The sequence below is a fragment of the Luteibacter sp. genome, from assembly GCF_036499525.1.
Taxonomy (GTDB): domain Bacteria; phylum Pseudomonadota; class Gammaproteobacteria; order Xanthomonadales; family Rhodanobacteraceae; genus Luteibacter.
Window position 1 is genome coordinate 90,835 of record NZ_DASYDO010000069.1, and the last position, 15,624, is coordinate 106,458.

Annotated in this window: 12 protein-coding genes; 5 read left to right on the plus strand and 7 right to left on the minus strand. The window is 66.0% G+C overall.

The features are described 5' to 3' along the window. Positions 1–59 precede the first annotated feature (59 nt). The 3 genes from ileS to murJ form a co-directional block, all read right to left on the minus strand. Positions 60–2,918: an isoleucine--tRNA ligase gene (ileS, locus tag VGM71_RS14380; protein ID WP_331546331.1), complete on the minus strand. Its 2,859-nt coding sequence runs from the start codon at positions 2,916–2,918 to the stop codon at positions 60–62. Beyond that, positions 2,915–3,895, minus strand: coding sequence for a bifunctional riboflavin kinase/FAD synthetase (locus VGM71_RS14385; protein WP_331546333.1), 981 nt, complete (start codon positions 3,893–3,895; stop codon positions 2,915–2,917). Before VGM71_RS14385 ends, ileS begins: the two co-directional genes overlap by 4 nt. 175 nt (positions 3,896–4,070) lie before the next feature. After that, positions 4,071–5,678: a murein biosynthesis integral membrane protein MurJ gene (gene murJ / locus VGM71_RS14390; RefSeq protein WP_331546335.1), complete on the minus strand. Its 1,608-nt coding sequence runs from the start codon at positions 5,676–5,678 to the stop codon at positions 4,071–4,073. A 230-nt stretch (positions 5,679–5,908) separates the two neighbouring features. Here murJ and rpsT point away from each other — a divergent pair, with 230 nt between their 5' ends. Then, positions 5,909–6,172: a 30S ribosomal protein S20 gene (gene rpsT, locus VGM71_RS14395; protein WP_072321609.1), complete on the plus strand. Its 264-nt coding sequence runs from the start codon at positions 5,909–5,911 to the stop codon at positions 6,170–6,172. Between the two features lie 164 nt (positions 6,173–6,336). Here rpsT and cgtA read toward each other — a convergent pair whose 3' ends face one another. From cgtA to VGM71_RS14415, 4 genes are all read right to left on the minus strand, one after another. Next, a complete protein-coding gene (cgtA, locus tag VGM71_RS14400; protein ID WP_331546342.1) occupies positions 6,337–7,404 on the minus strand; it encodes an Obg family GTPase CgtA in 1,068 nt (355 codons plus the stop codon). Between the two features lie 85 nt (positions 7,405–7,489). After that, positions 7,490–7,747, minus strand: a complete 258-nt coding sequence (rpmA, locus tag VGM71_RS14405; protein ID WP_072321611.1) for a 50S ribosomal protein L27 — start codon at positions 7,745–7,747, stop codon at positions 7,490–7,492. A 20-nt stretch (positions 7,748–7,767) separates the two neighbouring features. Further along, positions 7,768–8,082 (minus strand): 50S ribosomal protein L21, encoded by a 315-nt coding sequence (gene rplU / locus VGM71_RS14410; protein WP_331546347.1) that lies wholly within the window; start codon positions 8,080–8,082, stop codon positions 7,768–7,770. 892 nt (positions 8,083–8,974) lie between these two features. After that, positions 8,975–9,475: a DUF2059 domain-containing protein gene (locus VGM71_RS14415; protein ID WP_331546350.1), complete on the minus strand. Its 501-nt coding sequence runs from the start codon at positions 9,473–9,475 to the stop codon at positions 8,975–8,977. A gap of 201 nt (positions 9,476–9,676) precedes the next feature. On the opposite strand from VGM71_RS14415, the gene uvrA reads away from it, so the two are divergent. From uvrA to VGM71_RS14435, 4 genes are all read left to right on the plus strand, one after another. Beyond that, positions 9,677–12,592 carry an excinuclease ABC subunit UvrA gene (gene uvrA / locus VGM71_RS14420; protein WP_331546352.1) on the plus strand — a complete coding sequence of 972 codons (2,916 nt, stop codon included), beginning with the start codon at positions 9,677–9,679 and terminating at the stop codon, positions 12,590–12,592. Continuing rightward, complete coding sequence (locus VGM71_RS14425) at positions 12,589–13,029, plus strand: thioesterase family protein (protein WP_331546354.1); 441 nt, start codon at positions 12,589–12,591, stop codon at positions 13,027–13,029. The genes uvrA and VGM71_RS14425 overlap by 4 nt, the downstream gene beginning before the upstream one ends. A 224-nt stretch (positions 13,030–13,253) precedes the next feature. After that, a complete protein-coding gene (locus VGM71_RS14430; protein ID WP_331546356.1) occupies positions 13,254–14,711 on the plus strand; it encodes a DUF4139 domain-containing protein in 1,458 nt (485 codons plus the stop codon). Positions 14,712–14,796: 85 nt separating this feature from the next. Beyond that, positions 14,797–15,552 carry an enoyl-CoA hydratase/isomerase family protein gene (locus VGM71_RS14435; RefSeq protein WP_331546358.1) on the plus strand — a complete coding sequence of 252 codons (756 nt, stop codon included), beginning with the start codon at positions 14,797–14,799 and terminating at the stop codon, positions 15,550–15,552. Positions 15,553–15,624 lie beyond the last annotated feature (72 nt).

Below are 15,624 nucleotides of genomic sequence, written 5' to 3' on the forward strand. Positions count from 1 at the left end.
CCATTTGCTGATGGAAACCCGCGTCGCGGGGCGCGCGGGGTGCGTCGGGTGTCGACCGGTCAGAACCAGAGGCGGTCCTCGCCCGGCCCCGTCACGTTCTCCACGCAGCGGCCGCAGATCTGGGGATGTGCCGAGGCCACGCCGACATCCGTCCGATGCTGCCAGCAACGGATGCATTTGACAGCCTCGCTGACCGCCGCGGACACGTAAACCTCTGCCCCATCGAGCTCCACGCGCTCCGCCTCGGCCGGGCGACCCTCCAGCGGGGCGAGCGCAACATCCGACGTGATGAAGAAGAAACGCAGTTCGGAAGCGGACTCGGCCAGGGCCGATTGCGTGGCGAGATCGGCGTGGATGGTGAGCGTGGCATCAAGCGACGCGCCGATCTGGCCGGCCTTGCGCATGCCCTCGAGCACGCGCGAAGCCGTCTCGCGGATGGCCAGCAAGGTCGCCCACCAGCCGCGCGTGTCGCCGTCCTGGCGCACGTCGATGCCTTCGTAGAAGGTCTCGAACAGCACCGACTCATCGCGCGAGCCGGGCATGTGCGCCCAGGCCTCCTCAGCGGTGAAGCTGACGATCGGCGCGAGCCAGCGCAGCATCGACTCAAGGATCCGGTACATCGCGCTCTGCGCGCTGCGACGGCCGACGCTGTCTGTCGGCATCGTGTAGAGACGGTCCTTGGTGATGTCCAGATACAGCGCACCCAGTTCGTTGGTGCAGAAGTTCTGCACGCGCTGGACGATCTCGGGGAAATCGTAGCGCTCGTACGCGGCTACGATGGCTGCCTGGGTATCGGCTGCCTGCTGCACCGCCCAGTGGTCGAGTGGGAGGCAGGCGTCGGTGGCAAGCAGGTGCTTGTCCGGATCGAATCCGTCGAGGTTGCCGAGCAGGAAGCGCGTGGTGTTGCGGATGCGCCGATAGGTATCCGCCACGCGCTTCAGGATCTCGTCCGAGAGCGACATCTCGTTGCGGTAGTCGGTGGAGCAGATCCACAGGCGCAGGATGTCGGCGCCGAGAGTCTTCATGATGTCCTGCGGCTCGATGCCGTTGCCCATCGACTTGGACATCTTGCGGCCCTGCGCGTCCACGGTGAAACCGTGGGTCAGCACATGGTCGTACGGCGCGCGACCGTGGATGGCCGCCGACGTCAGCAGCGAGGACTGGAACCAGCCGCGGTGCTGGTCGGAGCCCTCCAGGTACATCACCTTGTATTCGCGGGCGTCCCCCGCCCTCAGTTCGGGACGCGCACTCAGCACGGCGAAGTGGCTTACGCCGGAGTCGAACCATACGTCGAGGACATCGGTCACTTTTTCGTACTTGTCCGCGTCGTCGCCGAGCAGTTCGCGCGCATCCAGCGTAAACCAGCTGTCGATGCCCTCGAGCGCGACTTTCTGCGCCACCTTTTCCATCAGCGGAACGGTGTCGGGATGCGGTTCGTGCGTGTCCTTGTCGATGAACAGCGTGATCGGCACGCCCCAGGTGCGCTGACGCGAGATGCACCAGTCCGGACGACCGTCGACCATGCCCGCGATGCGTTCCTCGCCCCAGCCCGGCACCCAGCGCACGGACTTGATCGAGGTGAGCGCGGTGCGGCGCAGGTCGGCCTGCTCCATGCCGATGAACCATTGCGGCGTGGCACGGAAGATCACCGGCGTCTTGTGCCGCCAGCAATGTGGATAGCTGTGCGTGAGCTTCGCCGAAGCGAGCAGCACGCTGCGGTCGCGCAGCAGGTCAACGATCAGGTCGTTGGCCTTCCAGATGTGCATGCCGGCGAAGGACACGTCGCCCGCCAGCGGAAGGTCGGCACGGTAGACGCCGCGGCCATCGACGTAATTGAGCGTGCCGATGCCGTAGTGCTGGCCCGCGACGAAGTCTTCCGCGCCATGATCGGGCGACGTATGCACGGCACCGGTGCCATCCTCGTCGGACACGTGATCCGCCAGGATGATCGGTACGCGCTTATCGTAGAACGGATGGTGCAACGGCTGGTTCTCGAGCACGACACCCTGCACGCGGCCGAGCACGTTCACCGTCTCCATGCCGTAGCGTGCGAGCGCCTTTTCCACCAGGGCCGAGGCGATCACCAGCAGCAGCGGCTTGCCGTTGCGCGAGGGACCTTCGACGAGCGCGTATTCAATTTCCCCGCCGAGCGAGACGGCCTGGCTGGACGGCAGCGTCCATGGCGTGGTCGTCCAGATGGGCACGGCGATGTTAGCGTCGCCGGCGGCGATACCGAACAACGCACCGAAGGACACCGGATCGACGGCGTCGTAAGCCACGTCGATGGCGGGCGAGGTCTTGTCGGCGTATTCGATCTCCGCCTCGGCGAGCGCCGAGCCGCAGTCGAAGCACCAGTACACCGGCTTGGCGCCGCGCACGACGTGGCCGTTGGCGACGATACGCGCCAGCGCGCGGATCATGTCCGCTTCATAAGTGAAGTCGAGCGTGCGGTACGGCTTTTCCCAGTCGCCGAGGACGCCCAGGCGTTTGAAGTCCACGCGCTGCAGGTCGATCTGCGCTATCGCGTATTCGCGGCATTTCTGCCGGAACGCGGCGGCATCGAGCTTGTCGCCCGCCTTGCCGAACTTCTTCTCGATCGCGATCTCGATGGGCAGGCCATGGCAGTCCCAGCCCGGCACATACGGCGCGCGGTAACCAGCCATCAGCTTGGACTTCACCACCACGTCCTTGAGCACCTTGTTGACCGCATGGCCCAGGTGGATGGCGCCGTTCGCATACGGCGGGCCGTCGTGCAGCACGAAGACCCTGTCGCGCCCGGCGGTGCGCTCCTGGATCCGGGCGTAGCGGCCCACGCGTTCCCACGTCGCCAGCCAGCCCGGCTCGCGCTTTGGCAGGTCGCCGCGCATCGGGAACGCCGTCTGCGGCAGGTTGATGGTGTTCTTGTAATCCTGGGTCATCGCTGGGAACCGTAAGCTTCTGGGACATCGACAAGTATGGGGTTCATCCCAAGGGCCTGCCGGGCGGCGATCTCGTCCTGGCGCATCTGCGCGGTCAGGGCGTCCAGACCGTCGAATTTTTCTTCGTCACGCAGTTTCCGCACGAACTCCACGCCGATGCGCTGGCCGTAAAGGTCGCCGGAGAAATCGAACAAGTGGGCTTCGAGCAGCGGCTCGCGCACTTCGTTCACCGTCGGGCGAAAACCGAGGCTGGCCACGCCGGGCCAGCTGCACGGACCGTCGCCCACGCCGATGCGCACAGCGAAGATGCCGAGGATCGGGCTGACACGGTCGCCGAGGTGCACGTTGGCGGTGGGATAACCGAGGGTGCGGCCGAGTTGTTTGCCGCGCTCCACGTGGCCATCGATCACGAAAGGCCGGCCTAGCAGGCGCGTGGCCCCGGCGAAGTCGCCTTCGGCCAGCAACATGCGCACGCGGGATGAGGACACGCGTTCGCCATCGACGACCACCGGCGCCACCGCATGCGCAGTGAAGCCGAGTTCGGCGCCCATGGACTGCAGGAGGGCGAAATCGCCGCCACGGCGGTGGCCGAAGCGGAAATCCTCGCCCACCCAGACCTCGCGAGCGGACATCCGTCCGACGATGACCTTGCGCACGAAGTCTTCCGCGGACATTTCGGTAAGCGCGCGGTCGAAACGCAGCGACAGCAATTCGCGGATACCGGCGGCGGTCATGCCCTCGGCCTTCTCGCGCACGCCGGAAAGACGCGGCACCGGCTCCTTCGAAAAGAAGGCGCGCGGCAGAGGATCGAAGGTGATCACGGCCGGAAGCAGTCCCGCGGCTTCGGCACGCCGACGCACCTCGAAGAGGATGGCCTGGTGGCCCAGGTGCAGCCCATCGAAAGCGCCGATCGCCACAATGCTGCCATCGGGCGCGAGGCACGGCCCGTCGACGTCGCGATGGAGTCGCAGCGTCATGCCGGGGGGCCCTGGAATCGATGCGGAATGAAAGCCATCGGGCCAGTATAGCGGCCCGCAGGGCCGCTGTACTGGCGTAGGAGCGGACCTGTCCGCGACAGCTGTTGAGGACGTGCCTTGGAGAGCACGCGTGAGTCAGGACCGAGGCGAAGAGCTGTCGCGGACAAGTCCGCTCCTACACCGCGCGCAGTTCGCGCAGGCGGAACCCAAGGGCGAAGAGCGTGGCGACGTAGGCGCCGCCGCCCGCACCGACCAGCACCGCCAGGCGCCATACCCGTTCCCACTTCTCGACGCCGCTCCAGTCTGGCCAGATGTACAGGCCGGCCAGGAGGACCACCACCATCACCGCACACGACACCCCGAGGCGGACCAGATGACGCCCCCACCCTGGCTGGCGCGTGTATACGCCGGCCTTGCCGAGCCAGCGCCAGAGCAGGATCAGGTTGAGATAGCTGGCCACCGCGCTCGCCATGCCCAGGGCCATGTGCAGGCCCGGGATCGTGGCGATCGCCTCCATCCACGAACCCGCTTTCTGTTCGGGACTTGCCCACAGGAAGAACAGGAGGGCAAGGAAGGCCATGTTGAAAACCATGTTCGCCACCAGCGACGCCACGCCGGCCCGCACGGGGGTCTTCGTGTCCTTGCGCGAGTAGAAGGCCGGCAGCACCACTTTGACCAGGGCGAAGGCCGGCAGACCGAAGCTCAGGGCTGAAATGGACAGCGACGCCATCTTCGTGTCGAAAGCGGTAAACCGGCCATGCTGGAAGATCGTCGCCACGAGGGGCACGGACAGGATCATCAACGCGAACATCGCAGGCACGGCGATCAGCAGCGTCGTGCGCAAGCCCCAGTCGAGCGCGCGCGAGAAGCCTTCCTTGTCCGTCGCCACATGGTGGCGCGACAGCGAAGGCAGGATCACCGTGCCGAGGGCCACGCCGAACACACCCAGCGGCAGCTCGAGGAAGCGATCGGCCTGCGACAGCCAGCTCTGCGAGCCGGCGATCAGCAGCGAGGCGATCACCGTGTCCAGCAACAGGTTGATCTGGGCCACCGAGGAGCCGAACAGGGTTGGCACCATCAGCGTCATGATCCGGCGCACGTCCGGCGAACTCCAGCCCCACCGGGGCAGCGCCAGCAGGTCCAGTCCGCGCAACGCCGGCAGCTGGAAGGCCAGCTGCAGCATGCCTGCGAGCAGAATCGCCCAGCCCATCGCCATGATCGGCGTCTGCAGCCGCGGCGCCAGCCACAGCGCGCCGGCGATCATGCACAGGTTGAGGATCACCGGCGTGAGCGCTGGCAGGCCGAAGCGATGGAAGCTGTTGAGCGCCCCGCCGCATAACGCGGTAAGCGAAACGAACAGCAGGAACGGAAAGGTCAGGCGCAACAGGTTGACCGTGAGTCCGAACTTCTCGGGTGTCTCGATGGCGCCCGGGGAGAACAGCGCGGTGACCTGTGGCGCGAAGATCACGCCGAGCGCGACCACCACCAGCAGCACCCCACCCAGCGTGCCCGCGGTGAGCGACATGAGCCGCTTCAGGTCCTCGTGGGGCCGGGTTTCTTTCACTTCGGTGAAGACGGGCACGAAGGCCGTCGAGAAGGAACCTTCGGCGAACAGCCGGCGCATGAAGTTGGGGATGCGGAAGGCAACCCAGAACGCGTCGGTGGCCGCATTGGCGCCGAACGAAGCATTGATCGCCATGTCCCGCACCAGCCCGAGCACGCGCGACACCATGGTCATGCCGCTGAAGCTGAGCATGCCGCGAAGGAGGCTGGGGGTTTTCATCCGGTCGAAGGCTACCTTGGGGCGATCGGAGCGGCCCTGGGGGCCGCCACAAACCCCTAGTTTGACAGCGCGGCCCGGGCGGAGGACAGTCCGTCCGCTGGAAATCTGCAGGCGATGTCGCCCTACCCGCCCCGGACCCGCTCGCGCGGGGCCTAAGCTATTGACGCGGCCCGCCTTTGGTTCCAAAATGGGCGTCTTTTTTAAAACCAACCGAACTCTGGAGCTTTACCTTGGCCAACATCAAGTCCGCGAAGAAGCGTGCGCGTCAGTCGGAGCAGCGCCGTCTGCGCAACGTCAGCGCGCGTTCCATGGTGCGTTCCGCACTGAAGAAGGTCGTCAAGGCGATCGACGCCAAGGATAAGGCCGGTGCCGTCAGCGCCTATGCCGTCGCCGTGCCGGTCATGGACCGTTACGCCGCCCGTGGCCTGATCCACAAGAACAAGGCCGCCCGTCACAAGAGCCGCCTGAACGCGAAGATCCGCGACCTGGCGTAAGCCTGCGCGACATCGCTTCACAAAAAAGCCGGCTGACGCCGGCTTTTTTGTTGCCTTGATGTAGGAGCGCGCTTTGCGCGCGACAGGTTTTCGCCGCCGTCTGCCAGTTTTGGCGCCAGTTCGTGGGGAGCGGCCTCAACAAATGTCGCGCGCAAGGCGCCCTCCTACAGATCGCGCATGCGGACGTCGTCGACAGCCTCGGTATGCTCGCGGCGCGCCGCGCGCTCCGCGTCGAAGAACTGCTGCACCTTGAGACAGACGTCCCAGGTACCGACTTCGCCGGCGGCGGAGACCAGGAACCAGGGGCCGGTCCACTCCAGGCGCGCGACGATATCGTCAACCACCTGCTTCAACTCGTCCTCGTCGTCGATGACGTCGGACTTGTTGATGACCAGCCAGCGCGGGCGGTCGACCAGTTCGGTGTCGAACTGCTGCAGCTCGTGCTCGATGGCGCGTACCTGCTCCACCGGATCGGAGCCGTCAATCGGGCGAATATCGACGACGTGCAGAAGAAGGCTGGTGCGCGAGACATGGCGAAGGAACTGGATACCCAGGCCCGCACCCTCGGCCGCGCCCTCGATGATGCCGGGAATATCGGCGATCACGAAGCTCTGGTCGGTGCCGATACGTACCACGCCCAGGTTCGGATGCAACGTGGTGAACGGATAGTCCGCCACGCGCGGCGTCGCCGCCGACACGGCGCGAATGAAGGTGCTCTTTCCCGCATTGGGGAAGCCCAGCAGACCCACGTCGGCCAGCAGTCGCAGTTCGAGCTTCAGGTCGCGCACGTCTCCCGGCGTGCCCGGCGTGGACTTGCGCGGCGCGCGGTTCACCGAGCTCTTGAAATGGATGTTGCCAAGGCCGCCGCGACCACCCTGCGCCACCTTCAGGCGCTGGCCGTGCACGGTGAGGTCGCCGATCACCTCGTCGGTATCGACGTTGGTGACCACCGTGCCCACGGGCACGCGGACTTCGATGTCCTCGCCACCCTTGCCATACATCTGGCTGCCCATGCCGCCCTGCCCGCGCGGCGCCTTGAACGAGCGCATATGGCGGAAATCGACGAGCGTGTTGAGGCCCTCGTCCGCCACCAGCCACACGGAACCGCCGCTGCCGCCGTCGCCGCCGTCGGGGCCGCCGAACGGGATGAATTTCTCGCGACGGAAGCTCACGCAGCCGTTGCCGCCGTCACCGGCCGAGACTCTGATTTGCGCTTCGTCGACGAATTTCATGGGGAGGAACCTGGATGGAAGGGGCGGCCTTACAAACGAAAAGCCCCGCCTATGGCGGGGCCTTCGTTATCGCGTCGGGTGAGGCTTATGCCTGGACGACGTCGACGAACTTGCGGCCCTTGTCGCCGCGGGTCTTGAACGACACGGTGCCGTCGACCAGCGCGAACAGGGTGTGGTCGCGGCCGAGGCCGACGCCCACGCCGGCGTGGAACTTGGTGCCACGCTGACGAACGATGATGTTACCGGCTTCGACAGCCTGGCCACCGTAGATCTTCACGCCGAGATACTTCGGGTTCGAATCGCGGCCGTTACGGCTGGAACCTACGCCTTTTTTATGTGCCATGACTTATATCCTCCGGCGACTCAGGCGTTGATGCCCGTGATCTCGATTTCGGTGTAGTGCTGACGGTGTCCCTGCGTACGCTTGTAGTGCTTGCGACGACGGAACTTGACGATGCGGATCTTATCGGCGCGGCCGTGGGCGCGAACCTTCGCGCTGACGGTGGCACCGGCGACCAGGGGGGCGCCGACGGTGATCGACTCACCTTCGCCGACGAGGAGGACCTGGTCGAACTGGATGGTGGCATCGACTTCGGCGTTGAGCAGCTCGACGCGCAGGACTTCGCCTGCCATCACGCGATACTGCTTGCCACCGGTCTTGATGACTGCGTAGCTCATGGTTAATTCCTGTTGCTGTTTATGTAGTTCTTTTTTGGTGTTGCGGGTGTTGCGAATCGCGAATTATAGCGGGCCGCAAAAGGCAAGGTCAATCAGGCGGTTATAGGCGGCCACAGGCCCTGCGCCCGGCCCCGCGAACCCCACTCGCCCTTAACTATCAATCACTTGACCCACCCAACCTTCAGGTAGAGGCACGCTCGCGCCGCCGCAGGTTCGGACGGCGAGGCGCAGAGCTTCACGTTCGGGCGGCGAGGCGCAGAGCCTTCGGTGTCCACCCTCGCTGCTCAGACAGGTCCTCCGCGTTCGATAAGGAAGGCCGCTACCGCGGCCCTTGTATCTGTATGGCCTACGGCCGCTCTCTTGTGCGGAACTCGCCTCGAGGGTGGACACCGAAGGCTCTCCCGATCCCTGAGGCTGACTGCTCGGAGAGCCGCCACCGTGCTAGCCGGGTTGTGGAGCCCCACCCTGCGGATTGATACCCGCGTCGGGTACGACCCGTCCGGGCGGAGCCTTGTGCGGCACACGGCGCACCCGCTTAGGTCGAGCAAAAGCCCGTGCCGGCGACAACATTGCACGCCAACGGCTCGCCCACCATGCAACCGTATCGCCCGGAAGAGAGCTTGGGGCCCACCCTCGAGGCGAGTTCCGCACAAGAGAGCGGCCGTAGGCCATATAAGTACATGGGCCGCGGTAGCGGCCTTCCTTATCGAACGCGGAGGACCTGTCTGAGCAGCGAGGGTGGGCCCCAAGCTCTCCCCGCGAAACGCTCACGTGTAAAGCGCGATGGCGAACGCCGAGCCTCCGCCCCGAAGCCGAAGGCGAGCCTGATCGCGCGAGACGACACGACCGCCCGCCTGAAGACCGTCCTCGTCCCCGGTAATGCGTGAAGAATCTATTTCTTCGGGGCGGGCGCGGGCTTGGCCGCGCCGGTAGCGGGGCACTGGCCCTGCGGGTTCAGGGTGCCCTGGCTCTGCAGCTGGGAGATCATCTGCTTGCCGCGCTCCTGGCCCCACTGCCTGCCGATCTGCATGCCCTCGGCCATGGTGGCCGGCATCTGCGTGATCACCTTCTGGCCCAGGGGCGAGCGGTAGAACTTGAGCAGGCCGTCGATGTCCTCGGACGTGAAGTGCTTCTGGTAGACCGGAACCATGCGGCCGATCAGCTGGTTGGTGGCGTTGGCGTCCACGAAACCCTGCCAATAGCTGGCCGGTACGCAGGGCAGCGCGCTTTGCATCACACCCGCCATCTGGCTGTTCATCTGGCTGAGCATGCGCCCCATGCCGACGGCGTCCATCAGCTGGCGTACCTGCTGCTCGGACGGCACCGCCGCCAGGGCCTGCCCCGCACAACCCGCCAGCACGAGGCCGGCGGCAATCCCTGTCCACTTACGCATGCGTGTCTTCCTCTTCGGATGATTGGCTGTGATCCCCCCAGGGGGCCGCGTCATGGTAGCCCCGCCGGGGCCTTGTGGCTAACCGGCGCGGGACGTCTGCCTGTCCCTCATAACAAATGTGATGAATCGTCAAAAGTCCATGCGGGATGAAGGCCGAAGACCCTTGGTATAGTCGTCGACTTCCCCCATTAACGTCGGCACATGGACAGCATTCGCATCCGCGGCGCCCGCACGCACAATCTCAAGAATATCGACCTCGACCTGCCCCGCGATCGCCTGATCGTGATCACGGGGCTGTCCGGGTCCGGCAAATCCTCGCTGGCCTTCGACACCATCTATGCCGAAGGCCAGCGTCGCTACGTCGAGTCGCTGTCGGCCTATGCCCGGCAGTTCCTATCGATGATGGAAAAGCCGGACGTGGACACGATCGAAGGCCTCTCGCCGGCCATCTCGATCGAGCAGAAGTCGACATCGCATAACCCACGATCCACCGTCGGTACGATCACCGAGGTGTACGACTACCTGCGCCTTCTCTATGCGCGCGTCGGCACTCCGCGTTGCCCGACCCACGGCATTCCGCTCGAGGCCCAGACGGTCAGCCAGATGGTGGATGCCGCGCTGGCGCTGGACCCCGACAAGCGCTGGATGCTCCTGGCGCCCGTGATCCGCGAGCGCAAGGGCGAGCACGTGCAGGTCTTCGATCAGCTGCGTGCGCAAGGCTTCGTCCGCGCCCGCGTGGATGGCGAGGTGTATGACCTCGACGCCGTGCCGCCGCTGACCCTGCGCCAGAAGCACACCATCGAAGCGGTGATCGATCGCTTCCGTCCGCGCGACGACATCAAGCAGCGTCTCGCCGAATCCTTCGAGACCGCGCTTCGCCTGGGCGACGGCATCGTGATCCTCGTGGACATGGACGACGCAAAGGCGCAGGAGCAGCTGTTCTCCTCGCGCTACTCCTGCCCGATGTGCGACTACTCGCTGCCGGAGCTCGAGCCGCGCCTGTTCTCGTTCAACTCGCCCGTGGGCGCGTGCCCCACCTGCGACGGCCTGGGCATCACCCAGGTGTTCGACCCGGCGCGCGTCGTGGGCCATCCGGAACTCAGCCTCGCCGGCGGTGCCATCCGGGGCTGGGACCGTCGTAACCCGTACTACTACCAGATGGTCGTGTCGCTGGCGAAGCACTATGGCTTCGATCCAGAAACGCCGTGGCGCGAACTGCCGAAATCGGCGCAGAACCCGATCCTCAACGGCTCTGGTCGCGAACTGATCCCGTTCCGCTACATCACCGAGCGCGGCGGCAAGGTCACCCGCGAGCACAAGTTCGAGGGCATCCTGCCGAACCTGGAACGCCGTTACCGCGAAACCGAATCGGCCGCCGTGCGCGAGGAGCTGTCCCGCTACATCGCGGACCATCCCTGCCCCGACTGCCAAGGCCAGCGCCTGAACCCGTCGGCGCGCAACGTCTTCGTGGCCGACCGGGCGATTCCGGAACTCACGTCGCTGGCGATCGACTCGGCTCTCAGGTTCTTCGAGAAGCTGAAGCTGCCAGGCTGGCGCGGCGAGATCGCGGTGAAGATCGTGAAGGAGATCCGCGAGCGCCTCACCTTCCTCAACGACGTGGGCCTCAACTACCTCACGCTGGACCGCCAGGCGGATTCGCTCTCCGGCGGCGAAGCACAGCGCATCCGCCTGGCCAGCCAGATCGGTGCCGGCCTCGTGGGCGTGATGTACGTGCTGGACGAGCCGTCGATCGGTCTGCACCAGCGCGACAACGAACGCCTGCTCGGCACGCTCACCCGCCTGCGCGACCTCGGCAACACGGTCATCGTGGTGGAACACGACGAGGACGCCATTCGCGCGGCGGACCACATCCTGGACATCGGTCCCGGTGCCGGCGTGCACGGCGGCCACATCGTGGCCGAGGGCACTCTGGAGCAGGTGCTCGCATCCCCGGCGTCGGTCACGGCCAAATACCTCAGCGGCGAACGCGGCATCCGGGTACCAGAGAAGCGCCGCGAGCCCCGCGACAACCAGTGGATCGAACTCAAGGGCGCCAGCGGCAACAACCTGAAGGATGTGGACGTCCGTATTCCGGTGGGTACCTTCACCTGCGTGACCGGCGTGTCCGGCTCGGGCAAGTCCACCCTCATCAACGACACGTTCTACCGCCTTGCGGCGATGGAGCTCAACGGCGCGGGCGAGCAGCCGGCACCTTACGAGTCCATCGAGGGGCTGGAACTGTTCGACAAGGTGGTGGACATCGACCAGTCACCCATCGGACGCACACCGCGTTCGAACCCGGCCACGTATACCGGCCTGTTCACGCCGCTGCGCGAGCTGTACGCGCAGGTGCCGGAGTCGCGCCAGCGGGGCTACACGCCGGGCCGCTTCAGCTTCAACGTGCGCGGCGGCCGCTGCGAGGCCTGCGAAGGCGACGGCATGATCAAGGTGGAGATGCACTTCCTTCCCGACGTGTACGTGCCCTGCGACGTGTGCCACGGCAAACGCTACAACCGCGAAACGCTCGAGGTCCTGTACAAGGGCCACACCATCGCCGACGTCCTCGGCATGACGGTGGAAGACGCGTTCAAGCTGTTCGAGAACGTGCCCGTGATCGCGCGCAAGCTCGAAACGCTGCGTGCGGTGGGCCTCGATTACATCAAGCTCGGCCAGAGCGCCACCACGCTCTCCGGTGGCGAGGCGCAACGCGTAAAGCTCTCGAAGGAGCTGTCCAAGCGCGATACCGGTAGCACGCTCTACATCCTCGACGAGCCGACCACCGGCCTGCACTTCCACGACATCGAGCAATTGCTCGACGTGCTGCATCGGCTCGTGGAGCATGGCAACACCGTTGTCGTGATCGAGCACAACCTCGACGTGATCAAGACGGCCGACTGGCTGATCGATCTCGGCCCCGAGGGCGGTGCCGGCGGTGGACGCATCCTCGTCAGCGGCACGCCTGAAAAGGTCGCCGCGACGAAAGCCTCGCACACCGGCCGTTTCCTGCTGCCCCACCTGAAGCCGGCCGCGCCGGTCGCGAAGCCCGCGGCCAAGGCTGCCACCAAGAAAACGGCCGCGAAAAAGGTGGCCCCCGTTAAAAAGAAAAAGACCGCATGAGCACCGAAGCCTCGCTTGACCCGTCGCCCATCCCGCTATTCATCACGCCGATGGACGTGCGCTGGCAGGACCTCGACGCGTACAACCACGTGAACAACGCCAACTACCTCGTCTACCTGCAGGAAGCGCGGTTGCAGTGGCTGAAGGACGTTCCGGGCGAGTGGTACAGCCCCGAGGCGGCGCCGGTCATGGCGCACAGCGAGTTGAACTACAGGCTGCCCATCGAGTGGCCGGCGGACATCCAGATCGAACTGTTCGTCAACCGTATCGGCAACAGTTCGATGACCATCGGTCATCGCATCCTCGACAGCAACGATCCGACGCGCGTCCACTGCGACGGCAGCATCACCATGGTGTGGATCGACACCCGCAGCGGCCGCCCGGTGCCGCTGCCGCAGGCGATCCGCGACGCGGCTGCGGAAGCGGAAAGGGCTTGAGGCCTTCGAACGCGCCCGGGGCTTTGTAGGAGCGCGCCCTGCGCGCGACATGTTTTCGCCCCGGTCCCGGAGTTCACGCGCCAGCTCCGAGGTCACGGCCTCAGAACATGTCGCGCGCAGGGCGCGCTCCTGCAAAAGGCGACGCAGGCCGCACGCTTTCGCAAAAGATCGCGAACGTTCAGTCCTCCCCGGTATGATCCGCCAGGGTCACCACGGAGAGCATCATGCTGCAACGTTCCCTCGTCCTTGCGATCGCCTGTGCCGTCGCCCTTCCCGCTTTCGCCGCCGATGAGCGCACCGCGCTCACGCTTTATCGCGCCGACGGCGACCAGCTGTTCTCCACCGGTGGCGACGCCGTCTCTGGCGATGGCTACGCGGTCGTCCACGAACGCCGCGCCTTCGACCTGAAGGGCGGCACGCAGGACCTGGCGATCGACGGCCTGCCCGCCGCGCTCGACAGCGAGGCCCTTTCCCTGCGCTTTCCCGGCAAGGAAACCCGCGTGGTCTCACAGCGCCTGCTGCTCGGCCAGGGATTCGACGGCGCCGTGGCCGGGCTCGTGGGCCGTAACGTCAGCGTGATCGGCGAGAGCGGCCAGCCCATCGCCAGCGGCACGCTGGTCCGCGGTGGCGACGCCCTCGTCGTGCGGGAAGCGAACGGCCAGGCGACCCTCGTGCGCCAGTACGCCGCGCTGCGCGCCGCGGACAGCACCGATTTCGCCCGCGGATCGACCCTGCAGGTACGTGTCACCGGCAGCGGCGCGGGCCATGCGAACGCCCAGCTGGACTATCCCACCTCCGGCCTCGGCTGGCGCGGTGCCTATGTCGCCACCCTCCAGCCCGGCAATGCCTGCCGCATGAGCTTCGATGCCGCCGCGAGCATCGCCAACCGCAGTGGCCGCGACTGGGAGGACGTAACGCTGAAGCTCGTCGCCGGGGAGGCGCGCCGGGCCAAGATGCCGCCGCAGCCAAAGATGTTCGATCGCGGCATGGTGGCGATGGCCAAGGCCGCGCCGCCGATGCCGGCCCAGGCCACGCTTGGCGATCTGCGCACCTATACCCTCCCCGCCGCCGTGGACCTGCCGGATGGCAGCGTCACGCAGACGCCTCTGTACGACCGCCGCACCCTCGACTGCGAACGCGAGGCAGTGTACGACTCGCAGACCGGGGGCTGGTTTCCGCCGCGTCCGAATCTGGAACGGCAGACGATTCCTCCCGCCAATGGCGTGCCCATCATTTCCAACCTGCGCTTCAAGGCTTTCGACAGCCTGCCCGCTGGCTACGTGCGCGTGCTGGCCACCGATCGTGACGGCAATGCCGAACTGCTTGGCGAGGGTCGCATCGACGACACGCCAAAGGGTCAGGAGAGCACCGTTTCGCTCGGCAACGCGTTCGATCTCACGGCCACGCGCGAGCAGACGGCCTTCACCGCGGATGCGAATGCGCACCGTATCGAGGAAGGCTTCCGCATCATGCTTTCCAATGCGGGCGACACGGCCCGCACGATCACCGTGCACGAGCACCCGAACCGCTGGAGGGCGTGGAGGGTGACGTCGTCTTCCACCAGGCCGACCAAGGTGTCGCCCGAACTGCTGGAGTTCAAGGTACAGGTGCCGGCCAATGGAAATGTCACGCTGGACTACGCGGTGCAATACACCTGGGTGGATGCGGATATCCCGCGATAACTGCGGCAAGCCCATCGCCGGCAGGGTCGGCTCCCACCGAGCTTTATCCGACCACATCAGACTCATCATTCCGGGGACAAGCACCATGCTCGATATCCTTCCGCACGACGGCGGCATCCACGAAATCCGCCTGGCGCGCGCGCCAGTGAACGCGTTCGACATCGGCCTGCTCCAGGCGTTGCGCGAAGCTATCGTCGAGGCACCGTCCAACGGCGCCCGGGGCATCGTGATTTCGGGGGCGCAGGGCATGTTCTCCGCTGGCGTGGACGTGCCCGCCCTTATCCAGCGCAACCGCGCCGGCGTGAAGGAATTCTGGAACGAATTCTTCGCCCTTTGCGGTGCCATCGCGACCTCGAGCGTACCGACGGTCGCCGCCATCACCGGGCACAGCCCGGCCGGCGGCGCGGTGGTGTCGCTGTTCTGCGACTACCGGATCATGGCGCACGGCGTTTACAAGATCGGCCTCAATGAGGTTCAGGTCGGTCTTTCCGTTCCCGAACCGATCCAGTTCGCCATGCGCCGCATCGTCGGCGCGTACCGCGCCGAGCGCCTGCTGGTGGCGGGCGCCATGGTCGACGCGGAACAGGCGCATGCGATCGGACTGGTCGACGAACTGTCCACGGTGGAGCAGGTGGTGACGCGCTCGGTGCTATGGCTCGAAGATCTGCTGAAGCTGCCACCGAAAGCCATGCTGCGCACCCGCGCCATCGCCCGCGCCGACCTCGTCGCCGTCTGGGGCGACACGACCAACCTGCTCGACCCGGGGTTCATCGACGACTTCTTCGCCGAGGAAACCCAGACGGTGCTGAAGGCCCTGGTGGCCCGGCTGAAATCGAAATAGAACCGTAGGAGCGCGCCCTGCGCGCGACAGCTTTTGAGGCCCTGTCTTGGAGCGGGCGCGCCAGCACCGGGA

Bases quoted from the DNA above. Each gene is read 5' to 3' on its own strand.
- ileS (WP_331546331.1), bottom strand. From the start codon at position 2,918: ATGACCCAGGATTACAAGAACACCATCAACCTGCCGCAGACGGCGTTC.
- VGM71_RS14385 (WP_331546333.1), bottom strand. From the start codon at position 3,895: ATGACGCTGCGACTCCATCGCGACGTCGACGGGCCGTGCCTCGCGCCC.
- murJ (WP_331546335.1), bottom strand. From the start codon at position 5,678: ATGAAAACCCCCAGCCTCCTTCGCGGCATGCTCAGCTTCAGCGGCATG.
- cgtA (WP_331546342.1), bottom strand. From the start codon at position 7,404: ATGAAATTCGTCGACGAAGCGCAAATCAGAGTCTCGGCCGGTGACGGC.
- rpmA (WP_072321611.1), bottom strand. From the start codon at position 7,747: ATGGCACATAAAAAAGGCGTAGGTTCCAGCCGTAACGGCCGCGATTCG.
- rplU (WP_331546347.1), bottom strand. From the start codon at position 8,082: ATGAGCTACGCAGTCATCAAGACCGGTGGCAAGCAGTATCGCGTGATG.
- VGM71_RS14415 (WP_331546350.1), bottom strand. From the start codon at position 9,475: ATGCGTAAGTGGACAGGGATTGCCGCCGGCCTCGTGCTGGCGGGTTGT.
- uvrA (WP_331546352.1), top strand. From the start codon at position 9,677: ATGGACAGCATTCGCATCCGCGGCGCCCGCACGCACAATCTCAAGAAT.
- VGM71_RS14425 (WP_331546354.1), top strand. From the start codon at position 12,589: ATGAGCACCGAAGCCTCGCTTGACCCGTCGCCCATCCCGCTATTCATC.
- VGM71_RS14430 (WP_331546356.1), top strand. From the start codon at position 13,254: ATGCTGCAACGTTCCCTCGTCCTTGCGATCGCCTGTGCCGTCGCCCTT.
- VGM71_RS14435 (WP_331546358.1), top strand. From the start codon at position 14,797: ATGCTCGATATCCTTCCGCACGACGGCGGCATCCACGAAATCCGCCTG.